Source organism: Streptomyces sp. NPDC096310, assembly GCF_044763125.1.
GTDB lineage: Bacteria > Actinomycetota > Actinomycetes > Streptomycetales > Streptomycetaceae > Streptomyces.
In genome coordinates this window covers 1-15607 of record NZ_JBIWFO010000029.1, presented here as the reverse complement: position 1 = coordinate 15607, position 15607 = coordinate 1, and the positions used below count along the sequence as shown (strand labels likewise).

Annotated in this window: 10 protein-coding genes; 3 read left to right on the top strand and 7 right to left on the bottom strand. The window is 71.2% G+C overall.

Annotated elements, in window-relative coordinates; all coding sequences use genetic code 11:
* Nucleotides 1-102 precede the first annotated feature (102 nt).
* On the top strand, nt 103-624 hold the full coding sequence (locus ACIQ7D_RS33270) for a TerD family protein (protein ID WP_403944169.1): 522 nt from the start codon (nt 103-105) through the stop codon (nt 622-624).
* A gap of 118 nt (nt 625-742) precedes the next feature.
* Here the strand turns inward: ACIQ7D_RS33270 and ACIQ7D_RS33265 are convergent, their stop codons facing one another.
* Both ACIQ7D_RS33265 and nrdR read right to left on the bottom strand, forming a co-directional pair.
* Complete coding sequence (locus tag ACIQ7D_RS33265; RefSeq protein WP_403944166.1) at nt 743-3640, bottom strand: vitamin B12-dependent ribonucleotide reductase; 2898 nt, start codon at nt 3638-3640, stop codon at nt 743-745.
* A 145-nt stretch (nt 3641-3785) separates the two neighbouring features.
* Nucleotides 3786-4295 carry a transcriptional regulator NrdR gene (gene nrdR / locus ACIQ7D_RS33260; RefSeq protein ID WP_403944164.1) on the bottom strand — a complete coding sequence of 170 codons (510 nt, stop codon included), beginning with the start codon at nt 4293-4295 and terminating at the stop codon, nt 3786-3788.
* Nucleotides 4296-4941: 646 nt separating this feature from the next.
* Between nrdR and lexA the strand changes: the two genes are divergently transcribed.
* Nucleotides 4942-5733 carry a transcriptional repressor LexA gene (gene lexA, locus ACIQ7D_RS33255; RefSeq protein ID WP_384995502.1) on the top strand — a complete coding sequence of 264 codons (792 nt, stop codon included), beginning with the start codon at nt 4942-4944 and terminating at the stop codon, nt 5731-5733.
* 181 nt (nt 5734-5914) lie between these two features.
* On the opposite strand, the gene ACIQ7D_RS33250 is transcribed toward lexA, so the two are convergent.
* The 5 genes from ACIQ7D_RS33250 to ACIQ7D_RS33230 all read right to left on the bottom strand — a co-directional run bounded on the left by ACIQ7D_RS33250 (nt 5915) and on the right by ACIQ7D_RS33230 (nt 13875).
* A complete protein-coding gene (locus ACIQ7D_RS33250; RefSeq protein WP_403944161.1) occupies nt 5915-7885 on the bottom strand; it encodes an ATP-dependent DNA helicase in 1971 nt (656 codons plus the stop codon).
* Between the two features lie 38 nt (nt 7886-7923).
* A complete protein-coding gene (locus ACIQ7D_RS33245; RefSeq protein WP_403944285.1) occupies nt 7924-9762 on the bottom strand; it encodes an IucA/IucC family protein in 1839 nt (612 codons plus the stop codon).
* A gap of 198 nt (nt 9763-9960) precedes the next feature.
* Nucleotides 9961-10626 carry a GNAT family N-acetyltransferase gene (locus ACIQ7D_RS33240; RefSeq protein WP_403944159.1) on the bottom strand — a complete coding sequence of 222 codons (666 nt, stop codon included), beginning with the start codon at nt 10624-10626 and terminating at the stop codon, nt 9961-9963.
* A 45-nt stretch (nt 10627-10671) separates the two neighbouring features.
* Entirely contained in the window at nt 10672-12543 is a 1872-nt protein-coding gene (locus ACIQ7D_RS33235; protein WP_403944157.1) for an IucA/IucC family protein, read from the bottom strand.
* A 27-nt stretch (nt 12544-12570) separates the two neighbouring features.
* Complete coding sequence (locus ACIQ7D_RS33230) at nt 12571-13875, bottom strand: aminotransferase class III-fold pyridoxal phosphate-dependent enzyme (protein WP_403944155.1); 1305 nt, start codon at nt 13873-13875, stop codon at nt 12571-12573.
* A gap of 329 nt (nt 13876-14204) precedes the next feature.
* Here ACIQ7D_RS33230 and ACIQ7D_RS33225 point away from each other — a divergent pair, with 329 nt between their 5' ends.
* Nucleotides 14205-15431, top strand: coding sequence for a trypsin-like serine peptidase (locus ACIQ7D_RS33225; protein WP_403944152.1), 1227 nt, complete (start codon nt 14205-14207; stop codon nt 15429-15431).
* Nucleotides 15432-15607: the final 176 nt, after the last annotated feature.

The following is a 15607-nucleotide window of genomic DNA, read 5'->3' as shown; positions in this document are numbered from 1 at the left end:
GTGGCGTCAACTGGCCAGATGCGGCGGCGGCTTGTCGGTGGCGCGGTCTAGCCTTGTACACAGGTCCGGAGATCCGCACCGGTTCCGAGGAGGGGAAGACTGGTGAGCAGTTTCAACAGAGGCGTGTCCAAGATCGAGGTCACCCTCAAATGGGATCCCAGCCCCAGGGGCCAGGCCCCACACGACCTGGACCTCGTCGCCGCGACCTACACGTCGGACGCCCCCGACACCCCGGCCTATCTGGTCCACTTCGGCAGCCGTTCCCCGGACGGGACGATCACGCTGGACCGCGAGAGCCGTACGGGCCAGGGCTTCGGCTCCGACGAGGAGATGACGCTGGAGCTGGACCGTCTGGGAGCGGACTACCGCCGCGTGGTGGTGGGCGTCGCCATCCAGCAGCAGAACGGCCGCCGGACGTTCGGGGACATAGCCAACGCCTCGGTCCGTCTGGCGGAGGGGTACACGGAGCTGTCGGCGCACGGCTTCACGGGCGTGGGCGACGCGACGGCGGCGACGTTCGCCGAGTTCACCCGGGACGGGTCGGGCACCTGGCGGTTCGGTCAGGTCCTGCGCGGCTTCGACACGGACCCGCAGTCCTTCGGCGCCCTGATGGGCACCGCCTGAGGGGCGGCGGGCTGCTTCGGCCCACCGCCCCTCGGAGTGTTACGGGACTACCCCTGCCACCGGACCGCCTCGTCGCCGCGGCGACGGTTCGGCCCGTCGCGGCCCGGTCCCCCGCGGCTCAGCTGCAGCCGCTGGTGGAGCCGCACCCCTCGCAGATGTAGCAGGACCCGGCCCGCTGCATCTTCGTACCGCAGGAGAAGCAGAGCGGTGCGTCGGCACTGATACCGAGCTGCATCTCGACCAGTTCGGCCGAGGTGTGCGCCTCCTTGGGGGCCGGGATCACCGTCGCCGCGGGCGCGGCGGGCGCCGGCGGGGCGGTGGCCGGACGGGACGGGGCCGGGGTGGCCAGGCTCTCGCTGTCGAGGACGCCCTCGACGCCGGAGTCGTGGACCGGCTCGTACGAACCGGTGTCCAGGTGTCGCTGGCGCTCCTCGGCCGAGTGGATGCCGAGCGCGGAGCGGGTCTCGAAGGGCAGGAAGTCCAGGGCGAGACGGCGGAAGATGTAGTCGACGATCGACTGCGCCATCCGCACGTCCGGGTCGTCCGTCATCCCGGCCGGCTCGAAGCGCATGTTCGTGAACTTGGAGACGTACGTTTCCAGCGGCACGCCGTACTGCAGACCGACCGAGACGGCGATCGAGAAGGCGTCCATCATGCCCGCGAGCGTCGAGCCCTGCTTCGACATCTTGAGGAAGACCTCACCGAGACCGTCGTCCGGGTAGGAGTTGGCGGTCATGTAGCCCTCGGCGCCGCCCACCGTGAAGGAGGTGGTGAGGCCGGGCCGGCCCTTGGGGAGGCGCTTGCGGACCGGACGGTACTCGATGACCTTCTCGACGGCCTCGCGGATGGTCTCCTCGGCCTTCTCCGCGACCTTCTCCTCCTTCTTCTTGGCGGAGAGCGGCTGGCCGACCTTGCAGTTGTCGCGGTAGATCGCGAGCGCCTTGACGCCCATCTTCCACGCCTCGAAGTAGACCTCCTCGACGTCCTCGACGGTGGCGCTCTCCGGCAGGTTCACCGTCTTGGACAGCGCGCCGCTGATCCACGGCTGGATGGCCGCCATCATGCGGACGTGGCCCATCGCGGAGATGGAGCGCTCGCCCATCGCGCAGTCGAAGACCTCGTAGTGCTCGGGCTTCAGTCCGGGCGCGTCGACCACCACACCGTGCTCGGCGATGTGCTCGACGATCGCCTCGATCTGCTCGGCCTGGTAGCCGAGCCGGCGCAGCGCCTGCGGCACCGTGCCGTTGACGATCTGCATCGAGCCGCCGCCGACCAGCTTCTTGAACTTGACCAGCGCGAGGTCCGGCTCCAGACCCGTGGTGTCGCAGGACATCGCGAGACCGATGGTGCCGGTGGGCGCGATGACCGACGCCTGGGCGTTGCGGAATCCGTTCTTCTCACCGAGGCGCAGCACGTCCTGCCACGCCTCCGTGGCGGCGGCCCAGACCGGGCTGTCCAGGTCGTCGACGCGGACGGCCGCGCCGTTGGCGTCGGAGTGCTGCTTCATGACGCGCTTGTGCGGCTCGGCGTTGCGGGCGAAGCCCTCGTACGGACCGACGACCGCGGCCAGCTCGGCGGAGCGGCGGTAGGACGTGCCCGTCATCAGGGAGGTGATGGCGCCGGCCAAGCCCCGGCCGCCGTCCGAGTCGTACGCGTGGCCCGTGGCCATCAGCAGCGCGCCGAGGTTGGCGTAGCCGATGCCGAGCTGGCGGAAGGCGCGGGTGTTCTCGCCGATCTTCTGCGTCGGGAAGTCCGCGAAGCAGATGGAGATGTCCATCGCGGTGATGACCAGCTCGACGACCTTGGCGAAGCGCTCGGACTCGAAGGACTGGTTGCCCTTGCCGTCGTCCTTGAGGAACTTCATCAGGTTCAGCGAGGCCAGGTTGCACGAGGTGTTGTCCAGGTGCATGTACTCGCTGCACGGGTTCGAGCCGTTGATCCGGCCGGACTCGGGGCAGGTGTGCCAGTGGTTGATCGTGTCGTCGTACTGGATGCCCGGGTCGGCGCAGGCCCATGCGGCCTCGGCCATCTTGCGGAAGAGGGACTTCGCCTCGACCTCTTCGATGACGTCACCGGTCATCCGGGCGCGCAGCCCGAACTTTCCGCCGGCCTCGACGGCCTTCATGAACTCGTCGTTGACCCGGACGGAGTTGTTGGCGTTCTGGTACTGGACGGACGTGATGTCGTCGCCGCCCAGGTCCATGTCGAAGCCCGCGTCGCGCAGGGCGCGGATCTTCTCCTCCTCCTTCACCTTGGTCTCGATGAAGTCCTCGATGTCGGGATGGTCGACATCGAGGATGACCATCTTGGCCGCGCGCCGGGTAGCGCCACCGGACTTGATCGTTCCGGCGGAGGCGTCGGCGCCGCGCATGAAGGAGACGGGACCGGAGGCGTTGCCACCGGAGGAGAGGAGTTCCTTGGAGGAGCGGATCCGGGAGAGGTTCAGGCCCGCGCCCGATCCTCCCTTGAAGATCATCCCCTCTTCCTTGTACCAGTCCAGGATCGAGTCCATGGAGTCGTCGACGGCCAGGATGAAGCAGGCGGAGACCTGCTGCGGCTGGGGCGTGCCGACGTTGAACCACACGGGCGAGTTGAAGCTGAAGACCTGGTGCAGGAGGGCGTACGCCAGCTCGTGCTCGAAGATCTCGGCGTCGGCGGGCGACGAGAAGTACTGGTGCTCCTCACCGGCCTTGCGGTACGTCTTCACGATCCGGTCGATGAGCTGCTTGAGCCCGGTCTCGCGCTGCGGGGTGCCGACGGCCCCGCGGAAGTACTTGCTGGTGACGATGTTGACCGCGTTCAACGACCAGAAGTCGGGGAACTCGACGCCACGCTGCTCGAAATTGACCGAGCCGTCGCGCCAATTGGTCATGACGACGTCACGGCGCTCCCAGGCCACCTCGTCGTACGGATGCACGCCGGGGGTGGTGTGGATCCGCTCGATACGCAGCCCCTTACCGGCCTTGGTCCCCTTGGTGCGGGAACCTCGTGCCTGGCCGCTCGCCGTCTCTGTCATGCCGCCTCCCATATACGTACAAAAACGCCCTGCCGCGCCCTGTTCTTCCCAGGCACGGAGTGTGTGTCTGATGCCTCGGGCACGCGAACAGCGCACCCGTGACGGGTCTTGGTCGCCGCGGAGCGGCCGGGATCGAGCCGGCCGGTCAGTCCGCGGCGGTGGCGGGCACGGGGACCTCAAGGGTCTCGCCGGTGCCGCTTTCCTCCGAGGGAGGCCGCTCGCGCAGTTCCGCGATGGCGGCCTCGAAGTCTTCCAGTGAATCGAACGCCCGGTACACGGACGCGAACCGCAGGTACGCGACGAGGTCGAGTTCCTGCAACGGGCCGAGTATGGCCAGCCCCACGTCGTGGGTGGTCAGCTCGGCGCTGCCGGTGGCGCGCACCGCCTCCTCGACCCGCTGGCCGAGTTTGGCGAGGGCGTCCTCGGTGACCGGCCGCCCCTGGCATGCCTTGCGCACGCCGGAGATGACCTTGGTGCGGCTGAAGGGTTCGGTGACGCCGCTGCGCTTGATCACCATCAGCGACGCGGTCTCCACCGTCGTGAAACGGCGGGAGCAGTCGGGGCACTGGCGGCGGCGTCGGATGGACGTCCCGTCGTCGGTGGTGCGACTGTCGACGACCCGGCTGTCGGGGTGCCTGCAGAAGGGACAGTGCATGGCTCCCAACCCCTCCTTCACAGCACGACTGAATAGCCCCGTCAGGGCCCGGAAAAGGCCCTCGAAGCAACCCCCAGCATAGGCGATGACCTCGGAGCCCGAAGACCCGGGACCACAACTTCTGGGTGGCTGCGACAATCCAACCACTAGATCTGGGGTTTGGCCGCCATCCTAGGCCCAGCGCGTGTCGCGCGTCGGGGCGGGTGCGGCGGGGCCGCGGCGACCGGCCACGAGAGTACGGGAAGGGCGCGGCGCCAGGGATCGCGGGCCGCCGGATGCGAGACTGGAGTGGCCCGGAGGGCATGTTCCCGCGCCCCCGGGGCAGCCGTGCGAACGGCTCACGGGCGGCCCATGGACGGCTCGTCGACGGGTCCCGCACGCCCCAGCGACGGCCCGTCGACGGGGCGCGGCAGATGTCGGCGAGATGGCCGGAAGCGGCCGGCGAAACAGCTCGGGACCGGGCCCGCATCGACCGCCGTGAGCGGGCTCCGCACCCGGCGCGCCACCCGGAAGAACCTGCTCATACACCCAGTCGGCCGCCCAGGGCAGACACTCCGCAATTTTTCACTCGAACGTGTGTTTGGCGCAACCTTTCGAAAGCTACTACCGTTGTCCAGCTAGGGAGAACATTTCGAGAGGGGCCACCGTGACCACCACCGCAGACAGTGCCACCATCACTGCCCAGGACCGCTCCCAGGGCCGACTCGATCCGGTGCATGCCATGAATGTGAATGACACAGCCACGAACCCGGAGGGCGCCAAGCCCACCCGTTCGATGCCCGGCCGACCTCCGGGGATCAGGGCGGACAGCTCGGGCCTCACGGACCGGCAGCGCAGGGTGATCGAAGTCATCCGTGACTCCGTGCAGCGGCGGGGATACCCGCCCTCGATGCGGGAGATCGGCCAGGCCGTGGGGCTCTCCAGCACCTCGTCGGTGGCGCACCAGCTGATGGCCCTGGAGCGCAAGGGCTTCCTGCGCCGCGACCCGCACCGGCCGAGGGCGTACGAGGTCCGGGGGTCGGACCAGCCGAGCACGCAACAGACGGACACGACGGGCAAGCCCGCCGCCTCGTACGTCCCGCTGGTCGGCCGGATCGCCGCCGGCGGGCCGATCCTCGCGGAGGAGTCCGTCGAGGACGTCTTCCCGCTCCCCCGCCAACTGGTGGGCGACGGCGAGCTGTTCGTACTGAAGGTCGTCGGTGACTCGATGATCGAGGCGGCGATCTGCGACGGCGACTGGGTGACGGTCCGCCGCCAGCCCGTCGCGGAGAACGGCGACATCGTGGCCGCGATGCTGGACGGCGAGGCGACGGTCAAGCGTTTCCGCCGCGAGGACGGCCATGTCTGGCTGCTCCCGCACAACGCGGCGTACCAGCCGATCCCCGGTGATGAGGCGACCATCCTCGGCAAGGTGGTCGCCGTCCTGCGCCGTGTCTGAGCCGAGCCTGAGCCGGGCCTGAAAGGCGACCAGCCACACCGGGCTCCACCGGGCTCCACCGGGCACGGTACGTACGGGGAATGCGCGGCCCGCGCCGTTCATACGGTCGGGGTACGTGGCACAGCAGGATCCAGTTGCGGTACACGCCGACCTCACGTGTACCGCAACGTCATGGGGGGGGCTACCGCCCGTCCGCCCGGGCGGCCTCGTCGATCGTCGCCAGCGACCGCCGCACCTGATTGAGGTCCGTGGTGTACCAGAAATCGGGCAGCGAGGCCCGCAGAAAGCTGCCGTAGCGGGCATTGGCCAGCCTCGGGTCGAGGACGGCGACCACACCCCGGTCCCCCGTCGCCCGGACCAGACGGCCGGCGCCCTGGGCCATCAGCAGCGCGGCATGCGTGGCGGCCACGGCCATGAAGCCATTGCCGCCGCCTTCCTCCACGGCCTTCTGCCGCGCGCTCATCAGCGGATCGTCCGGACGCGGGAACGGGATCCGGTCCATCACCACGAGCTGGGAGCTGGGACCCGGCACATCGACGCCCTGCCACAGCGACAGTGTGCCGAAGAGACAGGTCTTCGGATCGGCGGCGAACGCCTTGATCAGCTCGCCCAGCGTCTCCTCGCCCTGGAGCAGGATCGGCGCGTCCAGTCGGCTCCGCAGCTCCTCGGCCGCCGCCTGGGCTCCCCGCATGGACGAGAAGAGCCCCAGCGTCCGTCCGCCCGCGGCCTCCACCAGCTCCGCCAGCTCATCCATCATGTCGCCGCGCGTCCCCTCCCGCCCCGGCGGCGAGAGATGGCGGGCGACATAGAGAATGCCCTGCTTGCGGTAGTCGAAGGGCGAGCCGACGTCGATGCCCTTCCACTGCGGGACATCGTCGCCCTCCGTGCCCTCCGGTGCCAGACCGAGCGACGCGCCCACCCCGTTGAAGTCACCGCCGAGCTTGAGTGTGGCGGAGGTGAGCACCACCGAACGGTCGGTGAACAGCTTCTCCCGCAGCAGCCCCGACACGGAGAGGGGCGCGACCCGCAGGGACGCCCCGAACCGGTCGTGCCGCTCATACCAGACGACGTCCCACTCGGAGCCGTTGGCGATCCGCTCCGCCACGCCGTGCACGGACTCCACGGATGCGAGCGCCTGCTTCCGTACGACGTCCTCGTCCTGCACGGACTTGTCGCGGGTCGCGCCGATCGCCGAGATGACCGTGCGTGCCGCGTCCCGCAGCGCCATCAGCGCGAAGCCGAGATCCTCGGGGATCTCCTCCAGACGGCCGGGCAGGGCCAGCTCCATCAGCCGCTCGAAGGTCTCGGCCGCCGTCTGGAGCGCGTCCGCCGCCTTCTCGTTCACCAGCTTCGCGGAGCGGCGTACGGCGCGGTTGACCTGCCCCGGGGTCAGCTCCCCGGTGGCCACGCCGGTGACCCGGGAGACCAGCTCATGGGCCTCGTCCACGATCAGCACCTCGTGCTGCGGAAGCACCGGGGCGCCCTCGATCGCGTCGATCGCCAGCAGCGCGTGATTGGTCACCACGACATCGGCGAGCTTGGCCCGCTCCCGCGCCAGCTCGGCGAAGCACTCCGCGCCGTACGCGCACTTCGACGCGGACAGGCACTCCCGGGACGAGACGGAGATCTGCGACCAGGCGCGGTCGGAGACACCCGGCGTCAGGTCGTCCCGGTCGCCCGTCTCCGTCTCGTCCGCCCAGTCCCGCATCCGCAGCAGGTCCTGGCCCAGCCTGCTGGTCGGCGCGGCGGCCTCGAACTGATCGAAGAGGCCCTCCTCCTCGTCCTGCGGCACGCCCTCGTGCAGCCGGTGCAGACAGAGGTAGTTGGACCGCCCCTTGAGCATGGCGAACTCGGGGCGGCGGCGCAGCAGCGGATGCAGCGCGTCGACCGTGCGCGGCAGATCGCGCTCCACGAGCTGGCGCTGGAGGGCCAGCGTCGCGGTGGCCACCACGACCCGCTCTCCGTGGGCCAGGGCCGGCACCAGATAGCCCAAGGACTTTCCGGTGCCGGTGCCGGCCTGGACGAGCAGGTGGGAGGGGTCGTCGATGGCTTGGGCGACGGCCTCGGCCATGGTGACCTGGCCTGGCCGTTCCACGCCGCCGACGGAGCTGACGGCGGCGTGGAGGAGCTCGGGGAGTGATGGCTTCGTCATAGCCCGACCACCCTACGGGGCACCACCGACAACGACGCTCAATCGCTCGGCTGTACGACGGCAAGCGGATTGGGCACCGTACCGTGCACCGCGGCGTGCGGACGGTCGGAGCGGTCCCGGTAACCGTCGAGATGCAGCCGGTTACGGTTGAGGCAGAGACGCTCGATACGCGGCGTGAGCAGGTCGAATGTCTCGAAGCGCTCCTTCAGCTCCGGGAACCTGGCCTGGTGGCGCAGGATCTCCGCCCGTACGAGGGACCAGAACACGTCCTCCGGCACGTCCAGTTGGTCGGCGCACAGCGGTGCCAGGTAGCGGAAGACGCCGACGAAGAGCCCTGAATGGATGAACTGCGGGAGAAAGCCGGGCTCTTCCGTGAGAAGAGTGGCCTTCACGTCGTCGGGCATCGCGTCGTGCTCGGGCAGCGGCCGGGCGCTGAGGTTCACGTCGTCGACGAAGTCCTTCATCGCGAGCCGTACGGGCACGTCCTGGTCGTCGAAGACGACGATGGCGTTCTCGCCGTGCGGGGAGAAGACCGTCCCGTAGCGGTAGAGGAAGTGCAGCAGCGCGGGGAGCAGCGCCGCGAAGAGGCGGCGCAGCCACTCCTCGGGGGTGAGCCCGGAGCGCGCGACCAGTTCGGCGGTGAACGCGCGGCCCGCCGGATCCGTATGGATGAGCGAGGCGAGCGTACGGGCGCGTTCGCCCAGGGCCAGTTGGGTCTGGAGGGGCTCGCGCCAGATCGTGCCGAGCAGTTCCTTGTACTGGTAAGGGACTTCGGGGAGGTGGTCGTAGAGAGGGTGCTCGACGGTCACGGAGGCGACTTCGCCGAGGAGGATGACCCGGCACTCGTCGCGGAGGAACGGGTCCGCGTCGCGTACGCCGTGCATCCACGCGGTGACGGCGGGGGCGGCGAGGGTGCGTTCGGTGGGCAGTCCGCGCCAGACGAGGGTGTTGAGGATGGACAGCGGCAGCTTGACCGTGTGCCGGTCGGGCCGCCGGACGTTGAGGAACGTGCGGATCGACTGCTGCGGCAGCCGCAGGTCACCGTCGGTGAGGAGCGGGACGATCGCTCCGCCGGCTATGGCGGGCGCGTAGAGCTGGAGCAGCACCTCGTCCCACTGCCAGGGGTGGACCGGCAGGTAGAGATAGGCGGCGGGGTCGAGGCCTCGGTCCCGGAGCACGGTGTCGAAGCGGTCGCGTACGGCGTCGTCGAGTTCGAACGCGTAGAGCTGTTCCGGGGTGGCGAGCGAGGCGACGCCCCGGTAGGTGGCGAGGGTGGTGCTGACCGCGATCCAGGGAAGGGTGGCCGGGGCGCGGCCCTCGGGCGCCCAGCGGTCCGCGTCGGTGGCGGAGAACCCGACGCGGCCCTTGTTGAGAACGATCCAGGGATGGCCGGTCTGATGCCCTTCCAGCTCCGCGTAGCCGAGGTCGGCGAGTTCCGCGGCGCTCAGGGCGGTGTGGTCGAGCTTGGCGTCGGCGGCGAGGGTGGTGGTGAGTTCCCGCACGAGATGGCCGAGGGTGGTGCCGTCCAGCCCGAGCAGCCGCCGCGCCAGCAACAGGAAGCGCAGGGGGTCGGTGAAGGGCTCTTCGTCGCAGCGTATGGAGCCGGGGTCGACGCGCCAGTGTCCGTACGCGCCGCGCTCGGCCCGGAAGGTGAGCGTCTCGCCGTCGTCGAGGGTGAGGACGTGGTGGCCGGTCCCGGATCCGGGCGCCGGTACGGGCTCGGGATCGATGATGCCCTCGTACGCGAACTCCCCGAGCGTCTTGGCGAGCAGTCGGCCGGCGGCGCGCTCCCACGCGGCCGGGTTCAGCTCGGGCGGGGCGTAGAGCGTGCCCGGGGCGGGCGAGCCGTCTGCGGCCGCCGTACCGGGGGTGGCTATGGAGCCGGTGGGGTCGGATATGGCGAGGGTGGCAGGAGTGGTGGAGGAGGCGGGCGATGCGGGGGAAGCAGGGGAGGTCGGCACGAGAACTCCTCGGGAGGGAACCGATGGGCAGGAGCGGGACGTACGGGGTGAGCGGGGTGGTCCGCGGGAGCGGACCCGAACGGATGTACGGGGCTGGGGGGAACGGCGGGTCATTCACAGAAGGTCGCGCAGGGCACGGTCGCGGACCATGAGGGCGGCGCGTTTGTCGGGCAGGTCGATCTCCGCGGCGAAGCGGAAGCCGGCGCTGAGAAACGCGGAGACGGAGGGGGTGTTGCGCAGATCGGGCTCGGCGACGACACGCGCGCACCGGGGCCGGTGGTCGAGGACCAGATCGGCGACGGCCCGCAGCAGGAGGGTGCCGACCCCGCGGCCACGGTCCGCGCCCCCGCCGAGCAGCAGATGGACCCCGGTGTCGTGGGGGCGCGCGGGGTAGTGGCGTGCGAGGGGGTCGAGGTCGGCGCGGTACAGCTCCCAGTAGCTCATGGGGACCCCGTCGAGCACGCCGAGGAAGGGGATCGTGCGTCCGTCGCCGTCGACCTGGGGCCGCACATGGGCTTCGGTGACGGACTCCGGGCCCGGGAGGTGCCAGAACGCGGCGACTGCCGGATCGTTCATCCACCGGCTGACCAGGGCGAGGTCACGCTCCATCCGGACTGGGACGAGTTGGAGGACCCCGGCGGCGGTGGCGGTGGGACCCCACGCCGCCGGGGTGTCGAGCAGATCACCGGTGGGTGCGTCGTCGGACGGCGGGGGGACGGCCCCGCGCGGGGGTGACCCGGGGCCGGTTCCGGTGTCGGTGCTCGCTTCGGTGGAAGGCACAGTGGCGCTCTCCTCTCAGCAGTACTGACGGGTCCTCATGTTCCATTACGTACGCAGGGGGTTGGCGAGGGTGACGTAGACGGACTGGGTGTCCACCGGGCCGACGAGTTCGTCCAGTCCGTGCAGCCGGGTGAGCAGATTGGCCTTGCAGCGGAGCGTGGCGCTGTCCAGGAGCAGGCCGGGGAGGGACGAGCCGAGGTCGGCCGCGCCGGCCAGGAAGCGCCGCAGGGCCGCGATGAGGACGCGTTCGTCGGCGAGGCCCTGGGAGCCGAACGCGCCGATCAGGCCGAGGACGTTGTTGATGCCGAGGTAGTAGGCGAAGCGTTCGTCGGTGACGGCGTCGGACACGAAGGTGTCGCTGACGGATCCGATGCCCGGGAGCCTGCGCTCCAGCGCGGCGCGGTGGGACTCGCGGAAGTAGTAGCCCTGGTTGTCGCGGTAGCGTCCGCCGACGGGCCAGCCGGCCGGGTCGAGGATGACCAGCGTGTTCTGCTGGTGCGCCTCCAGGGCGATCCCGGCCGTACCGTCCAGCCACAGTACGGGGCGTACGACCTGGTCCAGATAGCGCAGGAACCACTCGGCGGCGACCGCGCCCTCCGGGCGGCCGGTACGGGCCGCGAGCCCGGAGACGATCTCGGCCAGACGCGAGTACGTCCCGGTACGGCCGGGGTACGGGCGCGGCGCGGTCAGCCCCGCGATGCAGACGGCGTCGTCCGCCGGTCCGAACGGGTTGTGGCGCAGCATGACGTCGAGTCCGGTGACGGGTTCGCCGTCCGTGGTGTCCACGGCGAGCCAGGCGGGGTCGCGGACGATGTCGAAGCCGGGGTGCGCGGCCCCCCACTCCTTGCCGAGGCCGCTGCGCAGCAGCCGGTGGACCTCGACGCCGCGGTGGAGTTCCTTGCGGAGGTTCTCCCGGCGGGAGTTGGTGATGCGTACGCCGAGGGAGAGCTTGAGCATGGCGGGCGCGCCGGGGCGGTGCACCGTACGGATGGAGGAGGTGGGGTGCCAGGGGGCTCCCAGGGGCCCGAGGTCGTGCAGCAGGCCGGCGTCGAGGAGCTTGCGTACGGCAGGACGGTGGGCCAGGTCCCGGGCCTGCCACGGGTGCAGGGGCAGCGCGACGGTGCCTTCGGGGAGGGGGTGATCGCCGAGGAGTCGGCCCGTGAGCACGTCTGCGGGGAGCACACGGCCCTGTTCGGTCCAGGCCGAGTCGGTGGCGAGTACGGAGCGGTCGACGGCCATCCAGTGGAGCGGGAAGGAGCCGCGCAGCTCCGGCGAGTAGAGCCGGGCCTCGGCCTCGGAGAGCCCTTCCCTGCTCTTGGGCGTGGGGTGCAGGGGGTGCCCGAGGAGCAGGGACTGCTCGGCGGTGAGGAACAGGTCGGCGTCGGCGGCGGGTTCGGGGTGCGCGCGACGGTCGGCGAGGAAGTCGGCTGTGTGGCCGAGGGAGTTGGCGACCCGGCCCACCAGGTCGGCGCCCTGGTAGCGGCCCGACTCGCGGCCGAGGAGCGCGGCCACGGTGACGGCTTCGGCGGCGGGCGCGTCCCGCGGGCCGCCCTCCAGGAAGGGCATCCCGAAGCGGTGCCAGCCCGTCGCGGACCAGTGGTGCACGGGGACGAGGAGGGCGGTGCCGCTGGCATCGAGCGGGACGCGCAGCACCGTACTGTCGGGGCGGGGCAGTCCGGCCTCCCGGACCCAGCAGCGCAGCAGGTTCTCGGTGGCCGCCGCGTCGGCGGCCTTCCGCGGGTCGGGGTGGTCGAGGTGGTCGGGGTACGTGACGGCCGCGGCGGGGCCCGACGAGGCGGCGGGGCCGAGGAGTTGCCCGTCGGTTCCGCCCGCGGCCTGCCGTGGCACCGTGACCGACTCCGCGGTGGTGGGAGGGCCGTCGGCCTCGGACGCGTCGGGTGAGGGAGTGGTGTTCACGGAGGGCTTCCTTGTGAGGGGTCGGGGTCAGCGGGAGAGACCGGCTTCTTTTCGGCGGGGCCCGGCTGATGCTTCGCGGGACGGTGCCGCTGCTTCGCGGGGCGCGGCGGGTCCGGACGTGGTGGGTCCGGACGTGGCGAGGGCGGCGTCGAGCGAGTCGGCGAAGCGGTCGAGGACCGCGTCGGCCTGTTCGTCGGTGAGGGTGAGCGGTGGGAGCAGCCGTACCACGGACGCCCGGTGCCCGCCGAGTCCGACGATGAGGCCGCGACGGAGACATTCCTGCTGGACGGCGGCCGCGAGTGCGGGGGCCGGCGGGGCAGGATCGCCGGCTGCCGGGGCGACGAGTTCCACACCGATCATGAGACCACGTCCGCGTACGCCGCCGACGCGGGGGTGGTGGACCGCCAACTCCCTTAGCCGTCTCAGCAGGTGCGCGCCGAGCGACGCGGCGCGCTCGGCGAGCCGGTGCTCCCGTACGTACGCGAGCGTGGCCGCTCCCGCCGCCATGGCGAGCTGGTTGCCGCGGCAGGCGTCCGGCCGGCCGTCGGGCAACGGCCCGTCCAGGTCGGGGTGGTGGACGATCACGGCCAGCGGGAGGGAGCCGCCGATCGCCTGGGACAGCACCATGACGTCGGGGGTGATCCCGCTGTGTTCCACGGCCCAGAACGCACCGGTGCGCCCCACGCCCGTCCGGGTCTCGTCGGCGATGAGCGCGATGGAGCGGTCCGCGGTGATCCGGCGCATCGCGCGCAGCCACGCGTCGGGCGCGGCGAGCACCCCGCCCTCGTCCTGGACCGGTTCGAGGAGCATCGCGGCGGGGGCGGGCCGCCCGCCCCGGGCGCCGAACAGGTCCGCGCTCCACGCGTCGTGGTCGGACCCGGTGAAGGTGAGCACCGTGTCGCGGCCGGTGGCGGTACGGGCGAGGGCGAGCGCGTCCTTGACGGCGTCGGCGGCCGTGGGACCGCAGAACCGGACCCGGGCGCCGGCGGCGAGGCCGGCCGGGAGCGTGGCGAGGAGTTCGGCGGTGAAGGCGTCCTTGACGGGCGTGGCCAGATCGGGCACGTGCAGCGGCGCACCGGAGTCCAGGACCTTCCTGATGGCCTCCAGGACGACCGGATGGTTGTGTCCGAGGGCGAGGGTGCCCGCCCCTGACAGGCAGTCCAGATACCGCCGGCCGTCGGCCCCCTCGATCGTCAGCCCCCGGGCGCGTACGGGGACGACGGGCAGGGAGCGCGCATAGGTACGGGCGGACGGTTCGCGCGGGGTCTGGCGCCGCAGGATGCCCGCGTGGGCGACGGTCGGCGCCGCCGGAACTGGTTCGGTGACGGCCACAGCGTTCGGTCCTCCCGTTGGCATCGTTCGGTCCCCCGTCAGTACGGCGCCCGCTTCCCGAATGTTCGACGGCGCGCCGCGGCCCGGCGCCCGTCGTACGTACCAACGACGCGCCGCGCTCAGGATCACGGGCAGTGGGAAGATCCTTGCGCCCGCGATCGAGGGCCCCTGCCCGGCGCCGTCCGGACGGGAACCGCGGACCTGCCCGACGCCGTCCCCAACGGCACCGGCATAGTGGGGGCGCGTCCCGGCGCCGGTCGCCGTCGCCGGGTGCGCCACATGTGTTTCTTTGTTGAGAACTGTCCAGAAGTACACGGGGGGATATCTCCATGCGATCCATACGTCCGACGCTCGCCGCTCGCCGTGGAAGGAACTTGCGGCGCAGAACCTCCCCCGCTCTCGCCGCCGTGTCGATCGCCGCGGCTCTCGCGCTGACGGCGACGGGCTGCGGCCCCGACGAGGACCAGGCCGCCGCGCAGGCGAGCGAGTCCGCCGCGGCCGCCTCCGACGGCAAGATCACGATTCCTGACGATCTCAAGGACCGGCTCAAGGAGCACGGGATCGACATGGACAAGTGGCGGGGCGGCGAGTGGAAGAACTGGGACCGCGAGACCTGGCTGCGCGAGGCCAAGGACTTCGTCAACCCGATCATCGAGGGCCTGTGGGACCCGGACCGGATGCGCGACGCGGAGAAGCCGCCGGAGAAGTCCGTGGACGACCAGGACATCTCCGGGGACGCGGGCGTCACCGACCCGGAGCCGGCGCCGGTGACCGCGCGGGCGGTGAGCGCGCCGTACGGCGAGAACGCGGCGCAGGCGGGCAAGTTGTTCTTCGACGGGCCCGAGGGCTCGATGGTCTGCTCGGCGACCGTGGTCGAGGACCCGGCGAACCCCGGCAAGTCCAACATGGTCTGGACGGCCGGTCACTGCGTGCATTCCGGCAAGAGCGGCGGCTGGTACCGGAACATCGCGTTCGTGCCCTCGTACAACGACAGCGCGCTGTCGACGGCCGAGCTGGAGACCGCGTCCAAGGAGCGGATCGCGCCGCACGGCGTGTGGTGGGCCGACTGGGCACAGACCTCCGCGCAGTGGATCGCCCAGGGCGGTCCGACCGGCGGGCAGGGCGCGTCGTACGACTTCGCGGTCATCCATGTCACCCCGGAGAAGGGCGGTGCGGGCACGTCACTGGAGGAGACGGTCGGCTCGGCGCTGCCCGTCGAGTTCAACGCCCCGGCGACTACGGATATCACCGCCATGACGGCGACCGGCTATCCGGCGGCGCCGCCGTACGACGGCCAGAAGCTCTTCCAGTGCGAGGACAAGCCGGGCCGGCTGTCGCTGACGGCGGAGGATCCGACGATGTACCGCGTGGGCTGCACCATGACCGGTGGTTCGTCGGGCGGCGGCTGGGTCGCGGCCGGCCGGGACGGCAAGCCCGCCCTGGTCTCCAACACCTCCATCGGCCCGGTCACCGCGGGATGGCTGGCGGGGCCGCGCCTCGGCGACGTGGCCAAGAACGTCTTCGACGGCGTCAGCGAGAAGTTCGCCGGACGGTGAGCGGTCGCGGGGGGGGGGGGCGGGGGGGGCCCCCCCCCCGGGGGGGGGGGGGGGGGGGGCCGGGGGGGGGGGGGGGCCCCCCCGCGACACTGACCGCCGAGGAGTTGCTCTCGCTGACGGCGCGCAGCGACTCGGCGCTGGTGTGGGCGCTGGTGCTGCGCCGGCTGCGGGCGGGC